Here is a 20,927-nt window from a genome sequence, read left to right as displayed (position 1 = left end):
TTTGGGTTTCAAGCTTTTCATTTTTAAAGAATCGTTTTTTTTCATAGGCGAAAAAAGTTTTTTCTTTAAAACGTGAAACATTGTGAATTATTATCTCGTAAGAATAATATTATTCTCTTCCATGATTTTTCTGAGGTTGATCAGCGCATACCTTACACGTCCTAAAGTCGTATTAATGCTCATATCCGTATGTTCTGCAATTTCTTTAAAGCTCAATCCGTCAAAAAACCTGAGTTTTATCACTTCCTGCTGGTTTTGTGGTAGGAATTGCAACATTTTCAGCAAATCTTCCTGGATCTGAATACTTACCAACTGATCTTCAATGTTTTCCGAAGGTTCTCTTATCAAATCAAATATTGAAAACTCGTCGCTATTGAAAGTAGTCTCTGAAACTTTTATATTTTTTGCTTTGGCACGAAAATGGTCAATAATAAGATTCTGAGCAATTCTTTTTGCCCATAGAATAAATTTACCTTCTTCGTTGTAACGCCCTTCTTTGAGCATTACAATAATTTTGATGAATGTATCTTGGAAAACATCATTCGCAAGATCCTGATCATTTATTTTATACAAAATAAATGTAAAAAGCTCTCGTTGATGGCGATGGATTAATATAGATAATGCTTCTTCGTCACCTTTTTGGTACAAGGTTATTAATTGACTGTCTGTTGATTTCATAACTCTTCTCAAATATTTATTATCCGCTGACAAACTTTCCCTGACTAGGATCAAGCTTAATTTTGTTTGCGTAAACGGGTATTAAAGTAGAGTCTTATCAATAAGCATAGAAATTATGTTGTAAATATAAATAAAATTTTAATAACTGTTAAGCAATTATTAAATATTTACAACAATTATGCAAAAAAAATTACTTTAACATATCATGTAAGAAGGCTGTAGGAATATTTAATGTGAAATTTACATTTAGTCCTTTTAGTTCTTTTCCATTTAAACCTGAGTTACCAACAGGAAAAGCATAACCTCCGGTAAGGTCTAAAATTCCGAAAAGAGTAACTCCGATTTTTGGAGCAACATATTTATTGGTTCCTTCTACTCCGGCAAGGAAGTAATAGGAATGATAAAAGTCTACGTTTCTTTCAAAATTGAATAAAATATCACCTTGTAATTTAGGCATAATCGCAAATTCAGAATTTGCAGATCCCATCAAAGCCGAAGCACCCAATCTGTAGATCACATCATCATTTTTCAGAAACATTAATTTACCTCCTATTTCTCCAAAACTTTGATTTTGGTAAACATAGCCTACATTAATCATCTTATGAACCGTGTATTGAGCTTTTACCAGAGTTCCGATAAAAAAGAGAAAAAGTATTGTGATTGCAGATCGCATATTCATTATAAAATATTTAAGTGTAAAAATAAAAAAAACTGCTTTAGCATTTTCATGTTAAAGCAGTTTCTATACCGAAAACCAGAATTAAATTCCGAAAGCGGATTTTATTTCTTCCACTTTATCTAATTTTTCCCAAGTGAAGAATTCTAAACCTGTAAGAGTCAACTCATTTTTGTGACCTTTATTGAATGTTTTATCAGCAACAAAATGCTCTCTTCCCATGTGACCGTAAGAAGCTGTTTCCTGATAAATAGGATTTCTTAATTTCAAATTCTGCTCGATTGCATAAGGTCTCAAATCGAAAACTGTAGATACTTTTTTAGCAATTTCACCGTCATTTAAACCAACTTTAGAAGTTCCGTACGTATTAATATATAAACCACAAGGTTCAGCAACACCAATTGCGTAAGAAACCTGTACCAAAACCTCATCTGCAACACCTGCAGCCACTAAGTTTTTAGCAATATGTCTGGTTGCATAAGCCGCACTTCTGTCAACTTTTGAAGGATCTTTTCCAGAGAAAGCACCACCACCGTGGGCTCCTTTTCCACCGTACGTGTCAACGATGATTTTTCTACCAGTCAAACCTGTATCTCCGTGAGGCCCACCGATTACAAATTTTCCTGTTGGGTTGATATGATATTTAATCTGATCATTAAATAAAGCTTTGATTTCTTCTGTCTGTAAAGCCACAACTCTAGGAATCAAAATATTTTTGATGTCTTCTCTGATTTTATTCAGCATTTCTTCTTCAGCTCCGAAATCGTCATGCTGAGTAGAAACTACGATAGAATCAATTCTTACCGGTTTGTGATCATCAGAATACTCAATCGTAACCTGAGATTTTGCATCGGGACGAAGGTATGTAATCTCAGAATTCTCTCTTCTGATCGCAGAAAGTTCTTTAAGAATTGTATGTGCCAAATCTAAAGCCAAAGGCATGTAGTTTGCCGTTTCGTTGGTTGCATAACCGAACATCATTCCCTGATCTCCTGCTCCCTGTGCATTTGCTTTTGTTTCGAAAGTTTCATCAGCAGCAATCCTGTCAACTCCTTGATTGATATCCGGCGACTGCTCATGGATTGCAGAAATAACTCCACAAGAATCACCATTAAACATATATTCACCTTTTGTATAACCAATTCCGTTGATTACTTCTCTTGCAATAGTCTGTACATCTAAGTAAGCATCAGATTTTACCTCTCCTGCTAAAACAACCTGTCCTGTTGTCACCAAAGTTTCACAAGCAACCTTTGAAGTTTTGTCGTATGCTAAAAAGTTATCGATAAGTGCGTCGGAGATCTGGTCGGCAATTTTATCCGGATGTCCTTCTGAAACTGATTCAGATGTAAATAAATAAGACATATATCTTTGTATTTTTAATTAAAATATGAAGAAAAAGATAGAATAATTGCCCGGAAAAAGCTAAAAAGAATTATACTGTTTTAGCATTTTTTTATAGAGGTTGCAATCAGGTCAAATTTTTCCTCGTTAATAAACGTTTGCAAATTTAAGTACTATTTTTCTAATACTCAAAACTTTTCGCAGATAAATAAAAAACGAAAAGACCGAATAAAAATCCGGTCTTTAATTTATTGAGGTTTAATGCTTACAAAATCTTTTGGGGCTTCGTGGTAATTTAATTTTGATTCTAAAGAAGATTTAATAAAAGACCCGAGCTCATCGATAATTTTCTGTTTAAATGTCGGCTTATAATAAATGATGCTGATTTCTCTGTAAGGGAAAGGCTTCTTAAATCTGAACACTTTACCTTTCTGTTCTTCTGAAAGTTGGTTTAAAGCCAATTCCGGTAAAATGCTGATTCCGCCTACTTTATCAACCATATGTACCAAAGTCTGAATATTTGATGCCAAGAAATCCAGATTTTTAGGTTTTAATGTATTTTCTTTTAAATGACAGATGTTTTCAAACTGACTTCTCAGACAGTTTCCCTCCTCAAGAAGCCAAACTTTTTCTACATTCATCTCTTCAGGAACAATAAATGTGTTTTTCTTATTTGCTTCCGTATCTGAACTGTAAATCATCAGTTCTTCATTAAACAAGAAATCCTGATAAAATTCATTGGCATTATCATAAGGTGTAGAAATAATTCCTGCATCCAATTCACCTGCTTTCAAAGCTTTGATAATATTATCGGTTGTCATTTCCTTTACATTCATCTGAATTTTAGGATTATTCTGGAGAAAATGGAAAATTTCGGTCGGTAAAATAAATGACGAAACGGTAGGAATAATTCCCAGATTAATAGTTCCTCCTAAAATATTGTTCAGCAAATTCGCCTTGTTTTTCAGCTCATTGACAGATTCTATAATCACCTTTGCCTGATCAATGATCTGAAGTCCGACATCCGTGGTTCTGATCGGGTGAGTTGTTCTGTCGAAAACCTTTACATCCAGTTCATCTTCAAACTTCTGTATCATTGCACTTAGTGTAGGCTGGGTAATAAAACAAGCCTGAGCCGCTTTACCAAAATGTTTGTACTTATCTACAGCGATAAGATATTCCAATTGCTGAATGTTCATCTGATTAATATTATCTATGACAAAGATATGATGTTTTTGGCAGAAGCAATTAAAAATTCAACTAAATTTGATACTGAAAATTGGAAATAAACCTCAAATCATAACTATATGGATTCAAAGAAATTAACCACAGGAAGCGGCGCACCTTATTTTGAACATCAGGATTCACAGACCGTCGGCGCACGTGGTCCGGTATTATTACAGGATTTTATATTACAGGAAAACCTTGCTCATTTTGTACGAGAAAGAATTCCGGAAAGAATTGTACACGCAAAAGGAACAGGAGCCTACGGAACATTTACGGTAACACACGATATATCGCAGTACACGAAAGCAAAGATATTTTCTAAAGTTGGAAATTCATGCAGAATGTTTGCGAGATTTTCTACCGTAGGCGGAGAGAAAGGAAGCGCAGATACAGCAAGAGACCCGAGAGGATTTGCTTTAAAATTTTATACTGAAGACGGAAATTGGGATCTTGTAGGAAACAATACTCCCGTTTTTTTCATTAAGGATGCCAAAAAATTCCCAGATTTTATTCACACTCAAAAGCGTGTTCCAAAAACCAATCTGAAAAGCGCAACCATGATGTGGGATTTCTGGAGTTTAAATCCCGAATCTCTTCACCAGGTTTTAATTTTAATGTCAGATCGTGGAACTCCTTACGGATACAGACATATGCACGGATTTGGTTCTCATACTTTTTCAATGATTAATGATAAGAATGAAAGAGTCTGGGTAAAGTTTCATTTTAAAACAAAACAGGGAATCAAAAATTTCAGCAATGATGATGCCGTGAAAATGGCAGGTGAAAATCCTGATTTTGCACAGGAAGATCTTTGCAATGCAATTGATAACAACGATTTCCCAAAATGGACAATGTACATCCAGGTAATGACTGAAGAGCAGGCAAAAGAATTCAGATGGAATCCTTTTGATATTACAAAAGTATGGTTTCAGGGAAATTTTCCGCTTATCGAAGTTGGAGAAATGGAACTGAATGAAGTCCCTGTAAATTATTTTGCACATGTAGAGCAATCTACTTTCTCACCAAGTAATTTAGTAAACGGTATTAGTTTCTCTCCTGATAAAATGCTTCAGGGAAGACTATTCTCTTATCCGGATGCGCACCGATACAGAGTTGGCGTAAATGCTCATCAGCTCGAAGTTAACAGGTGTCCTTTTGCCGTAAATAATTATCAGAGAGATGGTTTTATGGCAGATTCAAGTGAATATCAGGACAAACCGAATTATCATCCTAATAGTTTCGATGATATTGTACCCGATTCTGCTTACAAGAATTATGAATATGAATTAGACAGCAATCATGTTGCTAATTTCAATAGAAACGAAAACGATGACGATCATTATACTCAACCCGGCCTTCTATATACAAAAGCAATGAATCAGGAAGACAGAGATCATCTTGTAAATAATATTATTGGTAGTATGAGTGGAATAGACGGACCAAAAAAAGATGAAATTATCAACCGTCAATTATGTCATTTTTTCAGAGCAAATATTGAGCTTGGCATGAAAGTAGCTTCAGGTTTAAGTGTCAATATTGATGCAAATATGATGAATCATTCAAAGTAAACTATTAAATAATAAACATTTAAAAGGGAAAAAATTAATTTTTTCCCTTTTTATTTGTAAAAAATTTTTAATTTGCAGGTTCTTAAAGATTAAAGAAATAATGACTTACGAAAATATACTGCTAAAAAAAGAAAATAAAATAGCTGTAATTACCATAAACAGACCAGAAAGCCTGAATGCACTGAACGCATTGACCATAAAGGAAATCAGTTCGGCGCTTGATGAATTACAGTCTGACCATGAAGTAAGAGCAATTATTTTAACCGGAAGTGGAGAAAAATCATTCGTAGCTGGTGCAGATATAAAAGAATTTAGTAACTTTAATCAAGAAAAAGCAGAAGAGCTGGCAAGAAACGGACAAAATATTCTTTTTGATAAAATTGAAAACCTTTCTAAACCTGTTATTGCTGCTGTAAACGGTTTTGCTTTAGGAGGAGGTTTAGAACTGGCGATGTCCTGCCACATCAGATACGCTTCCGAAAATGCTAAACTTGGTCTTCCTGAAGTAACTTTAGGATTGATCCCGGGATATGGGGGCACCCAAAGACTTCCAAAATTAGTAGGAAAAGGTATTGCGAATGAAATGATTTTCTCAGCAAAAATGATTCCTGCACAAAGAGCAAAAGAAATCGGTTTGGTAAATGAAGTTTTCCCAATTGGTGAGCTTCTTTCCAAAACAGAAGAATTAGCAAAAACAATAGCGTTAAATTCTCCTATGGCGATTTCAAAAGCGATTAAAGCAACCAATCTGTCGGATACTGATAAAGGTTTTGAAACCGAAATAAAATTTTTCGGAGAGCTTTTTGATATGGAAGACAAACAAGAAGGAGTTTCAGCTTTTTTAGAAAAAAGAAAGCCGAATTTCTAAATACCACATCACAAATTATTTCGAAAATAAACGATGCAGATGTACAATAAGTTTGACAAAGCTTATCTAAAGATGGCTCAGGAGTGGGCAAAACTTTCCTACTGTGAAAGAAAGCAGGTAGGAGCTCTTATCGTAAAAGATAGGATGATTATTTCAGATGGATACAATGGTACCCCATCGGGATCTGAGAATTGCTGCGAAGACGAAAACGGTAAAACACACTGGTACGTTCTTCATGCAGAAGCAAATGCAATTTTGAAATTGGCGGGCTCTACACAGTCTGCTCGTGGCGCTACACTGTATCTTACTTTGTCGCCATGTAAAGAATGCAGTAAGCTGATTTTACAGGCCGGTATTTCAAGACTTGTCTATATTAATGCTTATTCAGATAATGAAGGTATCGCTTTTTTAAAAGAACATCGGATTGAAATAATACAAGTATCAGAGAATGAATTAAAAAAATAAAACACAATGACTTGGGATGAAAAAATTAAAGATTTTGAAATCTTTCTTCGCTTCGAAAGAAACTTTTCAGAAAACACACTTGACGCCTACATTCGCGACATCAAGAAACTAAAAGATTATGCCGTTGGCGACCTTGAAAACACTGGGCCTGAGAAGATTACCTACGACAATCTGCAGGAATACATTTTCAAATTATCGAAACAAAAATTCAGTGAAAGATCACAGGCGAGATGGATTTCTTCCATTAAAGCTTTTTTCAGGTATCTTCTGGAAGATGAAATTCGTGATGACAACCCTTCTGCTCTGCTGGAAGGACCAAAATTGGGATTGTACTTACCCGATACTTTAAGCCTTACCGATATCGAAAGGATAATTGAAGCTATCGAAAGGGGTTCTGATCTTGGAAAAAGAAATCACTGCATTATTGAAGTGCTTTACGGTTGTGGTCTGAGAGTTTCGGAATTGATTGATATTAAGATTTCAAATATCAATTTTAAAGAAAATTACATTAAAATTACCGGAAAGGGTGAAAAAACGCGTTTTGTTCCTTTGGCACAATACACCGCTAAACTTTTGAAGGAATATATTAATGAAGTCCGTTCTAAGAGTAAGGTAAACAAAAAACATGAAGATATTCTTTTCCTTAATAGCAGAGGAACTTCGATGTCTCGTGTGATTGTCTTTATTATTATTAAAGAACTTACCGATAAAGCCGGAGTAAGCAAGAAAATTTCGCCTCACACATTCAGACATTCGTTTGCGACTCATCTGTTGCAGAATGGTGCCGATTTAAGGTATATACAAGAAATGTTGGGACATTCGAGCATTACAACGACCGGAATTTACACCCATTTAAAAACTGAAGAACTTCGTGATGTGATTTTAAATTATCATCCGAGAAATTCTCATATTGCTTAATGAAAATATTAAAATTTTGTCCGAACTGCGGAAAAGAAACCCTAAAATGGGATGGAGAAAAAAAGTGGAGCTGCCCCGAATGTAGTTTTACTTTATATAATAATGTTGCAGGAGCCGTTGCCGTTGTTATCCGTTGCAAGGATGAAATTTATTTAACGAAAAGGAATCAGGAGCCTAAAAAAGGAAAACTCGATCTTGCGGGTGGTTTTGTCGATCCTAAAGAAAGTGCAGAAAACACCTGCAAAAGAGAGCTTTTTGAAGAGCTTCAGATTGATGTTGATATTAATAATTTAAAATATCTTACAAGCCTTCCGAATGTTTATCAGTACAAAGAGATAGATTATAATACGATCGACCTTTTTTATGAATATAACGTTGCAGAGAAGTTTGAAGCTCAATTAGCGTTATCTGAAATTTCAGAGACGTATTGGATTAAAATTCCGGAAATCAATCTGGATGACATTGCTTTTGATTCTCAGAAGATATTTTTTGAAAGCTATATTAAGAACAACAAATAATCATCAAAAATAGAACTCTCGCAAATTGCGAGAGTTTTTTATTTAAAATTAGTATGTTTCAGATTTTAATATCTCTTCAAAATACTTTATCAGTAAAGTTCTTTCCGCATCGGTAAGATTGGCTTCTTTATGATAAATAATGTAAGCAGGCATCGGCATAATCTTACTTTCTATCGTCTGAATTGATTTCGTCAGCATATTTTTCTTAAGATCATCATTATAAGTTGCCCAAACTGAAAAATTAAGATGTTCTCTTCCTTCATTCACATGACTTTTTACTGACCAGGAAAACGGCGCAATATAAGCGTATTTCGGATAAACCGTTTCATCGGAATGACAATCGTAGCAAGCGTTTTTTATCAATTCAGAAATTTTAGCAGGAGTATTTTTAACTTCTATAAAGTTCTTTCTTTTATCCACCGGCTTATTCACTTTATCAATCGGAATAAACTGAATCATTGCAAAACCAACCAGACACCAAAAAACTATTTTCTTAAACTTCTGCATTATCTCTGTATTTGAAGCTGTCTGTTTGTGCTTCTTGTATTGGTATTACCGTTTTGAATTGTTGTGCTTGTAGGATTCGTTGTTGACTGTCTGTTCTGACTTGGTTGAGAAGGCGTATTCTTTGGAGAACCACTGCTTGTTCCCATTTTACTGGTATCCAAAGTTCTGGTATCTGTCAAATCCCAGTCTTCATTGGAAGTCCATAAAGGTCTGATCACTGCTGTTTTATAGTAAGTATAGGCATCTTCGGCAAAAACTCCGTTTTCGAAATCGGCTTCGTCCCAATATTTATTTTCATTATTATCAACCAAAATACGAACGATATATTCCGCGGGTTTTAGAATATCAAAAGTGACTTCGTTTCCGCTTGTATATTTCTGATAAATTGGTTTTTCTCCTGAATCTAACAGCTGTAACCAATATTTTTTTGTCGGAGCGTTTTTAAGTTTTATAATAAGCTTCCCGTAATTTTCAATCTTATCAATTTCAAAGTCGAAACGTTTGGAATCAGGATTTTTCTCGTAATATGAAGAGACTGTAGTTTTAGGAACAGTCAGCTGATATTTTTTACCACTTTCAAAATCTGCTTTTACCAAAATATGATACGGGTTTGTCTCTGATATTTTTGCCGTGAAAGGTACCGTTACTGTGCTATCTATTTTTAAAGTCCATTTTTCAGCATCTATTTTATCAATAATAAAGTTTGAAGATAGTGTGAAATCGGTTTTAGGAGGTAGCAGAGAACCACCGCTGTCATTATTAAGCTCCATCACATTCTTCTTATTGTATTTATAAAAAGTAGAAACGGTATCCTGCACTTTTCCTGTATCATAGCTAAACTCCACTTTTTCGTTGGTCGTTTGTCCCAGATCACTTTTTACAGCATCGAACCAAATTTTCACCGAATCTGATTTTGGAATATGAGTAACTTTAATATTTTTAAGTTTTTCACTTACCGGTAGCACTTTTACCTCATCAGGATTTCCTTCAAACAGCATCATAATTCCGCCTGCCATTTCTTTAAACTCAGGTTTTTTGAAAGGTTTTTTAGACGGAAATAATTTTAAATTTAACCCTGAAATTGATTTCTCTACAACAACTGTATCTTTTCTGAAAGCAATTCTTTCTTTTCCGGGATTGTAAATTGAGTTTTCATTATCATCATCGAAAGCCAGGATTTTATATTTTCCCGGTGCGAGATAGTTTAATTCATAATAACCATCATCATCTACCTTTGTAATATAGTAAGGTTTTTGTCGATAGTCCATACTGTCTTTCAACTGATAAAGACCAACAACCATTTTATTTTCTGAGCTGGTTTTCTTTTTAAGAGCCAAAGCATCAGTTACTTCTCCACTGATGTAGAGATCATCAAGTTTTTCGCCTGTTGAAAATGCAAAATTGTAATATCTCAGAGGATTGCCCTCACTGTTATCAACAATCGCATTACCAAAATTAAAATTATAGGTTGTATTTGCCTGCAAAGTATCTGTCCACTGAATCACCAAAAATTTATTGGCAATATTCGATGGAAGAATTCGCTTGATATTTTTTATGGGTGGAGAAATATTAAGGTTTTTATTGATATCCTTCAGCGTAATATACTCATTGAAATCGATACGAAGTTCTTTGATATCTCTTCTCACATTCACTCTCGTCGTATCGATATTCGAACCGATAGCTTCCGGAGCCAAACTGTCTTTTGCGCCTCCAACTGGTGAACCTACTCTTGCACAAGACTGCACAAGAATCCCAATGATAAATAAAAGAAGAAATCTTTTCATGAAATTATTTGAGCAAAAATAAACATTATTCTCCAAAAACTTCGGTCTGGGTTTTCAAAGTGTCCTGATTATCATTCATAATGCTGTGGAGCTTGTCTTTCTGAGCCGGAAAATCTTCAAATAATCCGGACAAAGCCAATGCGGTATACACTCTTCCCGAATATTTATTTCCAATGGCAACAATCGTCACTTTTGATTTTAAAAGATGAGCAAAAACAGAGTTTGTTCCGTGCCACCAACCGTTGTGATAGGTCAGCTTTTCACCGTTATCAAAAATTTTCATCCTGAAACCTAAACCATAATTATTTTGTCCTGCTTTTTCATTGCTGTATGGTGTGAAAACCATTTCCATCAGTTCTGGTTTTAAAAAATCTTTTGAAAACATAGCCTTCGAAAAATTGAGGAGATCTCTGGGTGTTGTATACACATTTTTATCACCGTAAATCAAATCCAATCGGTCTAAAGGATACAATCTGTTTCCACCAAAATAAAATGATTGTGACGCGGTCGGAATATCTTTCTCCTGAAAAATGTAAGTGTTTTTCATTTTCAACGGTGTGAAAACCATTTCTTGCATCGCCTGAGGAAAAGGAGTTTTGGTGATTTTTTCAATTAATAAAGCCAAAAGCGCATAATTGGTATTGCAATACATAAAACCCGTATCAGTATCTCTTGCTAATTCAGGTTTGTATTTAATAATCATATTTAAAACATCCTGATTCGTAATGAAAGTTTTGGAAAGCTCTGCAGGAGCAGGTTGAATTTTAGTAATGAAATATTCGTACTTTGGAAGTCCGCTTCTTTGGTCTAATAAAGTTTGAACTGTTACATTAGGATAAGGAAATCCGGGGAAAAACTGTGTTAGATGATCTGTTAATTTTATTTTACCGGCTTCGATTAATTTCATCATCGCCATTGCTGTCATTGTTTTTGAAACCGAAGCAACGTGAAGTGCCGTATTTTTATCAATAGGATTCTGGTTTCCTTCTCTCGCAAAGCCTCTGTAATTTTCGTACAGAATGTCATCTCCTTTTGCCACAAGAAAGCTTCCGCTCAGGTTGCTTCCCTCCCAAACTTTTTTATAGTATTGATCGATGTAATTTACTGCGTATTTTTTATCGACCAGACTAAAGTTTTCATCCGCAAAAACTTTGCTTAGATCTACATTTCCGTAATTAGGAAGGTTGGTTGTAGATTCTGAGGCTGCAATATTGCTTTCAGATTTATTTTTACAGGAAAAAAGAAATAAAAAAAAGGTTGTAACAAATACCAGGTTAAGCTTCTTCATGCGTTCAAAAAATGAGTGGCAATTTAATAAAACTCAGTTCAAAAATGAAAAGGCAATTATCAATTATGAATTATTTAACATAAAATTTCACACCCTAAATGAGTAATTTTCTTAACCTCCTAATCATAACAAAAAGCAGCTACAATTTTATCTACAATTACCTGCGCCAGTTTTTCTTTGCTCTGATGAGTCCACCCTGCGATATGAGGCGTTACTATTGCTTTTTCTGAGTTTAAAAGATATTGCAGATCTTCATTTTCTCTTGTACTGAGCGAAGTCGAAGTGTCAAGATTTTCGAATGATGACTTTTCATATTCTAAAACATCCAAACAAGCTCCTTTTACTTTTCCTGATTTCAAAGCTTCAACTAAATATTTCGTTTCAATATTTTTACCTCTTGCTGTATTGACGAAATAGAAATCATTTTTCATCTCTGAGATGAAATTTTCGTCAATTAAATAGTGAGTTTCCTCCGTCAAAGGAATGTGTAAACTTAAAACTTCAGCTTTTTCTTTTAATTCTTCTAAAGAAACCTGAGTCGCAAATTCATCGGAAAGATTGGGAAGAATATCATAAAAAATTACCCTACAACCAAAACCCGAAAGTCTTTTTGCGGTGGCTTTTCCCATATTTCCATAGCCAATTAATCCTACCGTTTTTCCTAATAATTCGTCGCCACGATTTTCTTCACGAAGCCAAATTCCGTTTTTTACTTCCTGAGAAGCAATGAAAAGCCGGTTCATTAAAATTAAAAGCATTCCGATAACGTGTTCAGCCACAGAATCACGGTTTCCTTCAGGAGAATTAATCAATTGAATTCCAAGTTTTTCAGCGACAGGAATATCTATATTTTCCATTCCGGCTCCTACTCTTGCGATGAATTTCAGATTTTCTCCATGTTCAAGGAAATTTTTATCTAAAGGAATTCTGCTGCGAATAATTACCCCATCATAATTTTGAATTTTAGCACAAACCTCATCATAAGAAGACGTGAAGTCTTCTTCCAGAATAAAGTTTTTGTCTAAAAGCTGATCGGTGATAAGAGGATGGTTTTTATCTAATAATAAGATTCTCATTTTTGTAACTTACATTTAAAAATAAACGGAAGAAAAAAATTCTTCCGTTGTCAATTATTGTTCAATATCTCCTGCAAACAATTTTTTCAGTTCCACAGAATCTGTAGGCTTCATTCTTCCTGAAAGAATCAGAGATAATTCTTTTCTTCGTAAGGCTGCAGCAAATCTTTCTTTTTCAAGATCTGTTTCCGGCTCCATATCAGGAATCGGAATCGGTCTGTTGAATTCGTCCACCGCTACAAAAGTATAGATTCCTTTATTGGTCTGGATTTTTTTATGATTAATCGGATCATCCAACCAAACATCCACATAAATCTCCATTGAAGTTGAAAAAGCACGGGAAACTTTAGATTCCATTACTACAATTCCGCCTTCAGGAATCGGATGATCGAAAGAAACGTGATTCACAGAAGCTGTTACTACTCTTCTCTCGCAGTGTCTCGTTGCTGAGATTGATGCACATCTGTCCATCCTTGCCAACAATTCTCCACCGAAAAGGTTTCTAAGTTGATTGGTATCATTCGGAAGAACGATATTCGTCATCACTGTAAGCGATTCTGACGCTTTTTTTATTTTTGCCATTGAGGTTTTGATTTTTGAGTTGCCGGAACTTTCACAGATTTCACGGCTGTTTTTTTAATAGAATCCTGAATTAAAGAATCTTTTTTCAATTGAATCTGCTTAATAGAATCTGCAATTTTCATCTGAGCAGAATCTATTTTTACAGGAACGGGTTTTTCAATTCTTTTTGTGGTGGTTTGCACAGAAACACTGTCGAATGATTTCTTACCGAAAATCAACTCTTGTTGTGTATAACCGAAATATAAAATTCCCAAAACAGGAATGATGAAAAGAAAAATCCACAAAATAGATTTGTTGAATTTGTAATCTTTTTCTCTGTCAACCGTCGGAATCGTACTTTCATTATTTTTAATATCCGAAAAGCGAATTTCTTCCAAACCATAAAAATCCGGATGATCGGATTCCAAACGGTTTCCTTTGAATGTCAAATGACCGTCTTCAATATAAATCGTTCCGAGGTTATTAATTTCTAAAACCTGATCTGCCTGAAGCTTTTTCTTCCAGAAATCGGTCTGAACCTGAAGTTCGCTTTCAGCAGAATTTTTAGACACACTTTTCTGAGTACTGATAAAATTGACCAGATCATCCGACGTAACCTGATAATCTGAATGAAAAGCAATTTTGCTTGAAGGCGGAAGAATACTTCCGTTTTCAGAATTGATAACTGCCTTGGAATTTTCGAGTGAGAAAACACCAAACTGCGGAACTACAACTGTTCCGAATTGCTTCAGATATTCTAAAATGTAAGCTGAAATATTCATTTGACCGCAAATTTATGACTTTTTCGTGACTTTTTGAGAGATTTATTTTGAGTTTAAAATGTTAAAATCATAAATGAATATTGTTGTTTAGTCTCCCACAGATTACACTGATTTACACAGATTTTTATTTAATTTTAAATTTAAATCTAATAAAAAAGACTGCCGAAACAGTCTTAAAAAAATTTAATTAGAAAATCTAACTACTATATAAAATGTAAAATGGTGTCTTATTATATTACTGAATCTTCCAGCTGATTCCGAACATAAAATTGGTTCCTGCCTGAGCAAAATAAATCGGACCGTTGTAAACATAACCGTTATTCACATATTTCTGATCGAAAATATTATTTACCAAAAGCTTCAAAGCAACATCGTGTTTCGAAATTTTAAACTGATATTGTGCATTAAAATCTGTAAGAAGATAATCCTTCAGCTGTAAATCGGCAGTTTCCGTATTATCCAGATACTGTTTTCCTACATACTGATTCATCAAAGAGAACTGGAAATTTTTCGTCGGATTAAATTTCAAACTTAAATTGGCAATAACATTAGGTGAAAAAGAGATTTCTGTATTTCCAAGGTTTGTTGTTCCTTTTTCATTTTCAATTCTGAAATCCTGATTTCTGTTCTGGCTTAAACTTACATTTCCGGAAACTTCCCATTGTTTTGAAAGTTTCGCCAAAGCGCCCACCTCAATTCCTCTTCGATAACTTTTCCCGGAATTGGTTCTGATAAATTCTCCGATGTTACTGATCTGTCCGTTTAAAACCAACTGATTCAGATAATACATATAATAAAGGTTTGCGGTAAAAGCAACCGGACCAAACTGTTTTTCAATACCCGCTTCGAAATCGTGCAGTTTCTCTGCTTTAACATCATTATCGGAAATTAAATCATCTCTGTTCGGCTCTCTTTGCGCATGAGCATAAGAAACAAATACTTTTCCGTTTCCTAATCTATAATTGATTCCCGCCTTCGGATTGAAGAACAGCCAGTTCTTTTTCAGATCTGCACCTTCACCATCACCTTCCATTAAAATTTTGGTGTCATAATCGATATTTCTCAATTGCAAATCTCCGAAGAATTCAAAATCATTTACTTTCACCAAAGCTTTTGCAAAACCTGCAACTTCATTCTTCACCGAACGATTTCGGTAATACTCATGTTGCGGAATTTCAGCAAAGAAAACATCTTTCACGTTTCCATAATGTCTTCCGTAATATTGGTTTCCAACAACTCCAAAATTCAGATCCAGATTGTTGAATTTCCCATATAACGTAGAAACGATCCCATAAAAATCATTATTCAGCCATTTTTTTCTGATAAAATCTGAATATTCATTTCCGTTAAAATCAGGCAAATTATATCTTGCATAAGGATCACCCTGTTTGTAGTTTTCATAATAGCCTCTTCCTTTTGTGTAATGAAGCGTTGTTTCAAGATTCCACTTTTCGTTTAAACCTTGCTCCCAAAGTAATTGATAGTGATTTTGCCTGTAATTATCCGTTTCGTTATCATAAAAATCAACTACATTTTCCCAGTTTGCATCATAAATTGCTCCTGACAAATTGGTTCTTGGGTTGGTTTCCCAGGTTTGTCTGTCTACGCCATTCCAAGCTTGGTATGTTTTTTCTTTTCCGCCAAAAGCCATCAGGCGAAGTTTTGTTTTTCCTTCTTCAAATAAAGCAGTGAAGTTGTAAGAATTCAAATCCGAAGCAGCTCTATCAATATATCCGTCAGAATGAATATTGGTATATCTTCCCATCACAGAAATACGGTCTTTCCAGAATTTTCCGGAACCTATTTCTGCAGAGTATTTGTAGGTATTGAATGAACCGTAACTGTCATCTGTTTTAAAATAAAACTTGTCTTCCGGTTCTTTTGAAATCACATTGATGCTCGCTCCGAAGGCAGAAACACCGTTGTTGGAAGTTCCAACTCCTCTTTGAATAACTATTTGCGACGCAGAGCTCGTTAAATCCGGAACATTCACAAAAAAAGTTCCCTGGCTTTCGGAATCATTGAACGGAACACCGTTCATCATGACATTAATTCCCCTTCCGGCAACTCCACGAATTCTAAAACCGGTGTAGCCTACTCCGTTTCCGGCATCGGAAGTTGAAATAATTGAGGTTTGATTTTTCAGAAGAATCGGTAAATCCTGTCCGAGATTTCTACTGTCGACATCTTTTTGAACATTGATGATTTCTTTTGCGACAGGAAGTCTTTTGGTGAAGTTTACAGCTTCAATATCTCTGGCTTTCAGAGAATCGGAATTGTGAGTTTGTGCAAAACTCAGCGAACTTGCGGTAAGTCCTAAAAAAAATAATCCTTTCATTCTTATAAATTTTAAAAATTTAATGGAATAAAAGGGGCGATTATGATATAAGTAATGAGTGATTGGTAATAAGTAATTTATTGTATTACTAATTGCTTATTATTCATTGCTCATTTTCAAATTTCCCTAAACAGCATTACCTGTTCCAGGTTCATTGGGTATAATCTCAGCTCCGATTGGGGCACCCCTTTAATTTCAGCGGCAAAATTACAAAAAATATTTAAACCTAGATCAACGAAAATATTTTTGCCTAAATTTTTATTTAAATCTAATACGAACGGTTGTCGGAATCGATATAATAATAATTTTTATCGTCTTTGGTTACTTCAAACATTTTCCCCAATTTCCAGCTGTAATTTCTTTTTATATCTGAATATTCAAAAGGAATTACAATTTTATTATTGACATCAATCACTCCAAATTTATCATTATAAGTGGCAACAATCATAGGATTGGCAACATCATCTCCCTCCATAATATAGAGATACTGATAATCAGGATAAATTGCAAACTGGCTGCGGTCTGAAGGATTTTTAAACTTTGAATCTTCAATAATCCCATATTTTCCGTGAAGAATATAGGCATGGAATAATGCTTTCTGCAACGTAAGATTACACTTTCCCAAATCATCATTTTTATACTGATAGACCCTTTTTCCGGATTTATTGATCCTGAAAGTAATTCCGTTTTTCTCAACAGTTGCAAAATCATTAGTTCCGAACTTTCTGATTTTCTCATTCGGAGAGTTCAGAAGATTACAGTCTTCACCAAAAAACATCACCAAATCATATTCCGGCTGAATCACAAATCGGCTCTTCTGATTAACAAAACCAGATTTTCCGTTCTTTTTTTGCGGAATCAGCAATGGTATATTTTCATTAACAACCGGTAAATCAGATCCCGATTTTTTTGAAACCTTTGAAGAAACAGCAGTTTTCGATTTAGCTAAACCTTTACCTTTCAAATACTTAGACTGAGCAGAAGCAAAAACAGCTAATGTTATAAAAAATCCAAGTTTCAGTTTTCCTAAAATCATCACTCAATGTATTTTGTGTCAAAAATAGAAAATATAAAATTGATATTTATATAGAATCTAAATAATTTAAACCAAAAAAAAAATTAAAATTCCGTATTTTTGGGAACATTTTTAAGTGTTTGATATAGAAAAACATTTTAAAGAATTGATTTTTGACATTACAGTTATAGGAACCGCCATCTTTAATAGGTTTAAAAACAAAATCAAACAACACTTAAAATTTACAGATTATAGCTCATTCGCTACAAATACCGCAAGGATTAAACACGACATTGTTCTATGGTCTATTTAAATTTGAAAAGACTTCTATCATTATGAATATTTATCAGGATTACATCCAAGAAATCGAGGAAAGAAAAACACAGGGTCTTCACCCAAAACCAATCGACGGTGCAGAATTGCTAAGCGCAATTATTGAGCAGATTAAAGACACAGCTAACGAGCACAGAACTGATTCTCTAAAATTTTTCATTTACAATACTTTACCGGGTACAACAAGTGCTGCAGGTGTAAAGGCTAAATTTTTAAAAGAAATTATTCTTGGCGAATCTGTGGTTGAAGAAATCACTCCGGCTTTTTCTTTTGAGCTTCTATCTCACATGAAAGGAGGTCCGTCAATTGAAGTTTTACTTGATTTGGCTTTAAGTAATGATGAAGTTGTTGCAAAACAGGCTGCTGAAGTTCTTAAAACTCAAGTTTATTTGTATGATGCTGATACAGCTCGTTTGAAAGGAGCTTACGAAGCGGGTAACGCTATCGCTAAAGATATTTTGGAAAGCTATGCAAAGGCAGAGTTTTTCACTAAACTTCCGGAAGTTGCGGAAGAAATCAAAGTGGTTACTTTCATCGCTGGTGAAGGTGATATTTCTACTGATTTATTGTCTCCGGGAAATCAGGCGCACTCCCGTTCAGATAGAGAGCTTCACGGGAAATGTATGATTACGCCTGAAGCTCAGGAACAAATCAAAGCTTTACAGGCTCAACATCCTGATGCAAGTGTAATGCTTATTGCAGAAAAAGGAACAATGGGTGTTGGTTCATCTCGTATGTCGGGTGTAAACAACGTAGCACTTTGGACAGGAAAACAGGCAAGTCCTTATGTACCTTTCGTAAACATTGCCCCGATTGTAGCAGGAACAAACGGTATTTCTCCAATTTTCTTAACGACAGTTGATGTAACCGGAGGTATCGGAATTGACCTACAAAACTGGGTGAAAAAAGTTGACGAAAACGGAAACCCTGTTCGTAACGAAAATGGTGATATTGTTTTGGAAGAAAAATATTCTGTTGCTACAGGAACTGTTCTGACAATCAATACCAAAGAAAAAAAATTATACAACGGAGAAACTGAACTGAAAGACATTTCAAAATCATTTACTCCTCAAAAATTAGAATTTATCAAAGCAGGTGGTTCTTATGCCATCGTTTTCGGTAAAAAAATCCAGACTTTTGCGGCAAAAACTTTAGGGATTACAGCGCCGACAGTTTTCGCTCCTTCTAAAGAAATTTCTATCGAAGGACAAGGTTTGACTGCGGTTGAAAAAATCTTCAACAGAAATGCAGTAGGTGTTACTGAAGGTAAATTATTACATGCAGGTTCAGACGTTCGTGTAGAAGTAAACATTGTTGGTTCTCAGGATACAACAGGCTTGATGACTGCTCAGGAATTGGAGTCAATGGCTGCAACCGTGATTTCTCCAATCGTAGACGGAGCTTATCAGTCAGGTTGCCATACAGCTTCGGTTTGGGATAAAAAAGCGCAGGCGAATATCCCTAAATTAATGAAATTTATGAATGATTTCGGAGTGATCACAGCTCGTGACCCGAAAGGTGAATATCACGCAATGACAGACGTTATTCACAAAGTTCTTAATGATATTACGGTTGACGAATGGGCAATCATCATTGGAGGTGACTCTCACACAAGAATGTCTAAAGGGGTTGCTTTCGGAGCTGACTCCGGAACAGTAGCTCTTGCTTTGGCAACAGGTGAAGCTTCAATGCCGATTCCTGAATCTGTGAAAGTGATTTTCAAAGGAGACATGAAAGAGCACATGGACTTCCGTGATGTGGTTCACGCAACTCAGGCTCAGATGTTGAAGCAATTTGATGGAGAAAACGTTTTCCAAGGTAGAATTATCGAGGTCCACATCGGAACACTTCCTGCTGATCAAGCGTTTACATTTACAGACTGGACTGCAGAAATGAAGGCTAAAGCTTCTATCTGTATTTCTGAAGACGATACTTTGATTGAATCACTGGAAATTGCGAAAAGCAGAATCCAGATTATGATCGACAAAGGAATGGATAATCATAATCATGTTCTTCAAGGTCTAATCAACAAAGCAAATAAAAGAATCGAGGAAATCAGAACGGGTGACAAACCAGCTTTGACTCCGGATGCAAATGCAAAATATTATGCAGAAGTAGTGGTTGACTTAGACATCATCGTTGAGCCAATGATTGCTGACCCGGATGTAAATAACGACGACGTTTCTAAAAGATATACGCACGATACGATCAGAGATCTTACTTTCTACGGTGGTGAGAAAAAAGTTGATCTTGGTTTCGTAGGTTCTTGTATGGTTCACAAAGGAGATCTTAAAATTGTTTCTCAGATGTTGAGAAATATCGAAAAGCAGAATGGTAAAGTAGAATTCCAGGCTCCATTGGTTGTAGCTGCTCCTACTTACAACATTATTGACGAATTGAAGGCTGAAGGCGATTGGGAATTATTAGAAAAATATTCAGGGTTCGAGTTCAATGATGCTGCTCCGAAAGGCGAAGCTCGTACGCAATATGAAAATATGATGTACCTTGAGCGTCCAGGTTGTAACCTTTGTATGGGTAACCAGGAAAAAGCGGAGAAAGGAGATACTGTTTTGGCAACTTCTACCCGTCTTTTCCAAGGAAGAGTGGTTGAAGATTCTGAACGTAAAAAAGGAGAATCTTTATTAGCTTCAACTCCTGTAGTAGTTTTATCGGCTATTATCGGTAGAATTCCAAGCATTGAAGAATACAAAGAAGCTGTTGAGGGAATAGATTTAACGACTTTCGTTCCATCGATTAAAGAATTGGTAACCGTTGGTCATTAATAGATTTTAAATTAAAGTCGAAAGACCTTTTAAATATAAATGGAAGATTTCTTTTGAAGTCTTCCATTTTTTGTTTAGAATCTTTCCATTTTAGGATGATTAAGATTATTTTAACCTATGTCAATAACAGCAATTTTATTTTTCCTTAACTTGATAGTTGAAAAAAATATTCATCATACATCTTATTTATGTTTACCA

At 35.0% G+C, this 20,927-nt stretch carries 18 protein-coding genes; 6 read left to right on the top strand and 12 right to left on the bottom strand.

The annotated features are described in order from the left end of the window. Positions 1–90: 90 nt before the first annotated feature. The 4 genes from BM371_RS19200 to BM371_RS19185 form a co-directional block, all read right to left on the bottom strand. Entirely contained in the window at positions 91–678 is a 588-nt protein-coding gene (locus BM371_RS19200; RefSeq protein WP_034672641.1) for an RNA polymerase sigma factor, read from the bottom strand. 190 nt (positions 679–868) lie between these two features. Continuing rightward, entirely contained in the window at positions 869–1,351 is a 483-nt protein-coding gene (locus BM371_RS19195) for a hypothetical protein (RefSeq protein WP_081874555.1), read from the bottom strand. A gap of 87 nt (positions 1,352–1,438) precedes the next feature. Next, positions 1,439–2,719 (bottom strand): methionine adenosyltransferase, encoded by a 1,281-nt coding sequence (metK, locus tag BM371_RS19190; RefSeq protein ID WP_034672647.1) that lies wholly within the window; start codon positions 2,717–2,719, stop codon positions 1,439–1,441. A 227-nt stretch (positions 2,720–2,946) separates the two neighbouring features. Beyond that, complete coding sequence (locus tag BM371_RS19185; protein WP_034672650.1) at positions 2,947–3,897, bottom strand: LysR substrate-binding domain-containing protein; 951 nt, start codon at positions 3,895–3,897, stop codon at positions 2,947–2,949. Between the two features lie 108 nt (positions 3,898–4,005). Between BM371_RS19185 and BM371_RS19180 the strand changes: the two genes are divergently transcribed. From BM371_RS19180 to BM371_RS19160, 5 genes are all read left to right on the top strand, one after another. After that, positions 4,006–5,493, top strand: coding sequence for a catalase (locus BM371_RS19180; RefSeq protein ID WP_034672653.1), 1,488 nt, complete (start codon positions 4,006–4,008; stop codon positions 5,491–5,493). A 100-nt stretch (positions 5,494–5,593) separates the two neighbouring features. Beyond that, entirely contained in the window at positions 5,594–6,361 is a 768-nt protein-coding gene (locus BM371_RS19175; RefSeq protein ID WP_034672655.1) for an enoyl-CoA hydratase/isomerase family protein, read from the top strand. Between the two features lie 33 nt (positions 6,362–6,394). Next, positions 6,395–6,826, top strand: a complete 432-nt coding sequence (locus tag BM371_RS19170; protein ID WP_034672658.1) for a deoxycytidylate deaminase — start codon at positions 6,395–6,397, stop codon at positions 6,824–6,826. A 6-nt stretch (positions 6,827–6,832) separates the two neighbouring features. Continuing rightward, positions 6,833–7,744 (top strand): site-specific tyrosine recombinase XerD, encoded by a 912-nt coding sequence (gene xerD / locus BM371_RS19165; protein WP_034672661.1) that lies wholly within the window; start codon positions 6,833–6,835, stop codon positions 7,742–7,744. Further along, complete coding sequence (locus tag BM371_RS19160; protein WP_034672664.1) at positions 7,744–8,262, top strand: NUDIX domain-containing protein; 519 nt, start codon at positions 7,744–7,746, stop codon at positions 8,260–8,262. The genes xerD and BM371_RS19160 overlap by 1 nt, the downstream gene beginning before the upstream one ends. A gap of 48 nt (positions 8,263–8,310) precedes the next feature. Here BM371_RS19160 and BM371_RS19155 read toward each other — a convergent pair whose 3' ends face one another. From BM371_RS19155 to BM371_RS19120, 8 genes are all read right to left on the bottom strand, one after another. Beyond that, the gene (locus tag BM371_RS19155; RefSeq protein ID WP_034672667.1) at positions 8,311–8,769 is read right to left on the bottom strand and encodes a heme-binding domain-containing protein; all 459 of its coding nucleotides are present in this window, start codon (positions 8,767–8,769) and stop codon (positions 8,311–8,313) included. After that, entirely contained in the window at positions 8,769–10,553 is a 1,785-nt protein-coding gene (locus tag BM371_RS19150) for an Ig-like domain-containing domain (RefSeq protein WP_081874514.1), read from the bottom strand. Before BM371_RS19150 ends, BM371_RS19155 begins: the two co-directional genes overlap by 1 nt. Before the next feature lie 25 nt (positions 10,554–10,578). Continuing rightward, complete coding sequence (locus tag BM371_RS19145; RefSeq protein ID WP_051882509.1) at positions 10,579–11,841, bottom strand: serine hydrolase domain-containing protein; 1,263 nt, start codon at positions 11,839–11,841, stop codon at positions 10,579–10,581. Between the two features lie 119 nt (positions 11,842–11,960). Continuing rightward, a complete protein-coding gene (locus BM371_RS19140; protein ID WP_034672669.1) occupies positions 11,961–12,917 on the bottom strand; it encodes a 2-hydroxyacid dehydrogenase in 957 nt (318 codons plus the stop codon). A gap of 54 nt (positions 12,918–12,971) precedes the next feature. Next, on the bottom strand, positions 12,972–13,499 hold the full coding sequence (locus BM371_RS19135) for an acyl-CoA thioesterase (protein WP_034672672.1): 528 nt from the start codon (positions 13,497–13,499) through the stop codon (positions 12,972–12,974). Continuing rightward, positions 13,487–14,260 (bottom strand): HU domain-containing protein, encoded by a 774-nt coding sequence (locus BM371_RS19130; protein WP_034672675.1) that lies wholly within the window; start codon positions 14,258–14,260, stop codon positions 13,487–13,489. The genes BM371_RS19135 and BM371_RS19130 overlap by 13 nt, the downstream gene beginning before the upstream one ends. Before the next feature lie 235 nt (positions 14,261–14,495). Next, a complete protein-coding gene (locus BM371_RS19125; RefSeq protein ID WP_034672678.1) occupies positions 14,496–16,598 on the bottom strand; it encodes a TonB-dependent receptor in 2,103 nt (700 codons plus the stop codon). Between the two features lie 268 nt (positions 16,599–16,866). After that, entirely contained in the window at positions 16,867–17,634 is a 768-nt protein-coding gene (locus BM371_RS19120) for a WG repeat-containing protein (protein ID WP_051882510.1), read from the bottom strand. 314 nt (positions 17,635–17,948) lie between these two features. On the opposite strand from BM371_RS19120, the gene BM371_RS19115 reads away from it, so the two are divergent. After that, the gene (locus BM371_RS19115; protein ID WP_034672680.1) at positions 17,949–20,729 is read left to right on the top strand and encodes a bifunctional aconitate hydratase 2/2-methylisocitrate dehydratase; all 2,781 of its coding nucleotides are present in this window, start codon (positions 17,949–17,951) and stop codon (positions 20,727–20,729) included. The last annotated feature ends 198 nt before the right edge of the window (positions 20,730–20,927 follow it).

The organism is Chryseobacterium formosense (genome assembly GCF_900116415.1).
Lineage (GTDB): Bacteria > Bacteroidota > Bacteroidia > Flavobacteriales > Weeksellaceae > Chryseobacterium > Chryseobacterium formosense.
The sequence above is the reverse complement of the archived record's forward strand: the minus strand, read 5'-3'. Positions and strand labels throughout refer to the sequence as shown.

Bases quoted from the DNA above. Each gene is read 5' to 3' on its own strand.
- BM371_RS19200 (WP_034672641.1), bottom strand. From the start codon at position 678: ATGAAATCAACAGACAGTCAATTAATAACCTTGTACCAAAAAGGTGAC.
- BM371_RS19195 (WP_081874555.1), bottom strand. From the start codon at position 1,351: ATGCGATCTGCAATCACAATACTTTTTCTCTTTTTTATCGGAACTCTG.
- metK (WP_034672647.1), bottom strand. From the start codon at position 2,719: ATGTCTTATTTATTTACATCTGAATCAGTTTCAGAAGGACATCCGGAT.
- BM371_RS19185 (WP_034672650.1), bottom strand. From the start codon at position 3,897: ATGAACATTCAGCAATTGGAATATCTTATCGCTGTAGATAAGTACAAA.
- BM371_RS19180 (WP_034672653.1), top strand. From the start codon at position 4,006: ATGGATTCAAAGAAATTAACCACAGGAAGCGGCGCACCTTATTTTGAA.
- BM371_RS19175 (WP_034672655.1), top strand. From the start codon at position 5,594: ATGACTTACGAAAATATACTGCTAAAAAAAGAAAATAAAATAGCTGTA.
- BM371_RS19170 (WP_034672658.1), top strand. From the start codon at position 6,395: ATGCAGATGTACAATAAGTTTGACAAAGCTTATCTAAAGATGGCTCAG.
- xerD (WP_034672661.1), top strand. From the start codon at position 6,833: ATGACTTGGGATGAAAAAATTAAAGATTTTGAAATCTTTCTTCGCTTC.
- BM371_RS19160 (WP_034672664.1), top strand. From the start codon at position 7,744: ATGAAAATATTAAAATTTTGTCCGAACTGCGGAAAAGAAACCCTAAAA.
- BM371_RS19155 (WP_034672667.1), bottom strand. From the start codon at position 8,769: ATGCAGAAGTTTAAGAAAATAGTTTTTTGGTGTCTGGTTGGTTTTGCA.
- BM371_RS19150 (WP_081874514.1), bottom strand. From the start codon at position 10,553: ATGAAAAGATTTCTTCTTTTATTTATCATTGGGATTCTTGTGCAGTCT.
- BM371_RS19145 (WP_051882509.1), bottom strand. From the start codon at position 11,841: ATGAAGAAGCTTAACCTGGTATTTGTTACAACCTTTTTTTTATTTCTT.
- BM371_RS19140 (WP_034672669.1), bottom strand. From the start codon at position 12,917: ATGAGAATCTTATTATTAGATAAAAACCATCCTCTTATCACCGATCAG.
- BM371_RS19135 (WP_034672672.1), bottom strand. From the start codon at position 13,499: ATGGCAAAAATAAAAAAAGCGTCAGAATCGCTTACAGTGATGACGAAT.
- BM371_RS19130 (WP_034672675.1), bottom strand. From the start codon at position 14,260: ATGAATATTTCAGCTTACATTTTAGAATATCTGAAGCAATTCGGAACA.
- BM371_RS19125 (WP_034672678.1), bottom strand. From the start codon at position 16,598: ATGAAAGGATTATTTTTTTTAGGACTTACCGCAAGTTCGCTGAGTTTT.
- BM371_RS19120 (WP_051882510.1), bottom strand. From the start codon at position 17,634: ATGATTTTAGGAAAACTGAAACTTGGATTTTTTATAACATTAGCTGTT.
- BM371_RS19115 (WP_034672680.1), top strand. From the start codon at position 17,949: ATGAATATTTATCAGGATTACATCCAAGAAATCGAGGAAAGAAAAACA.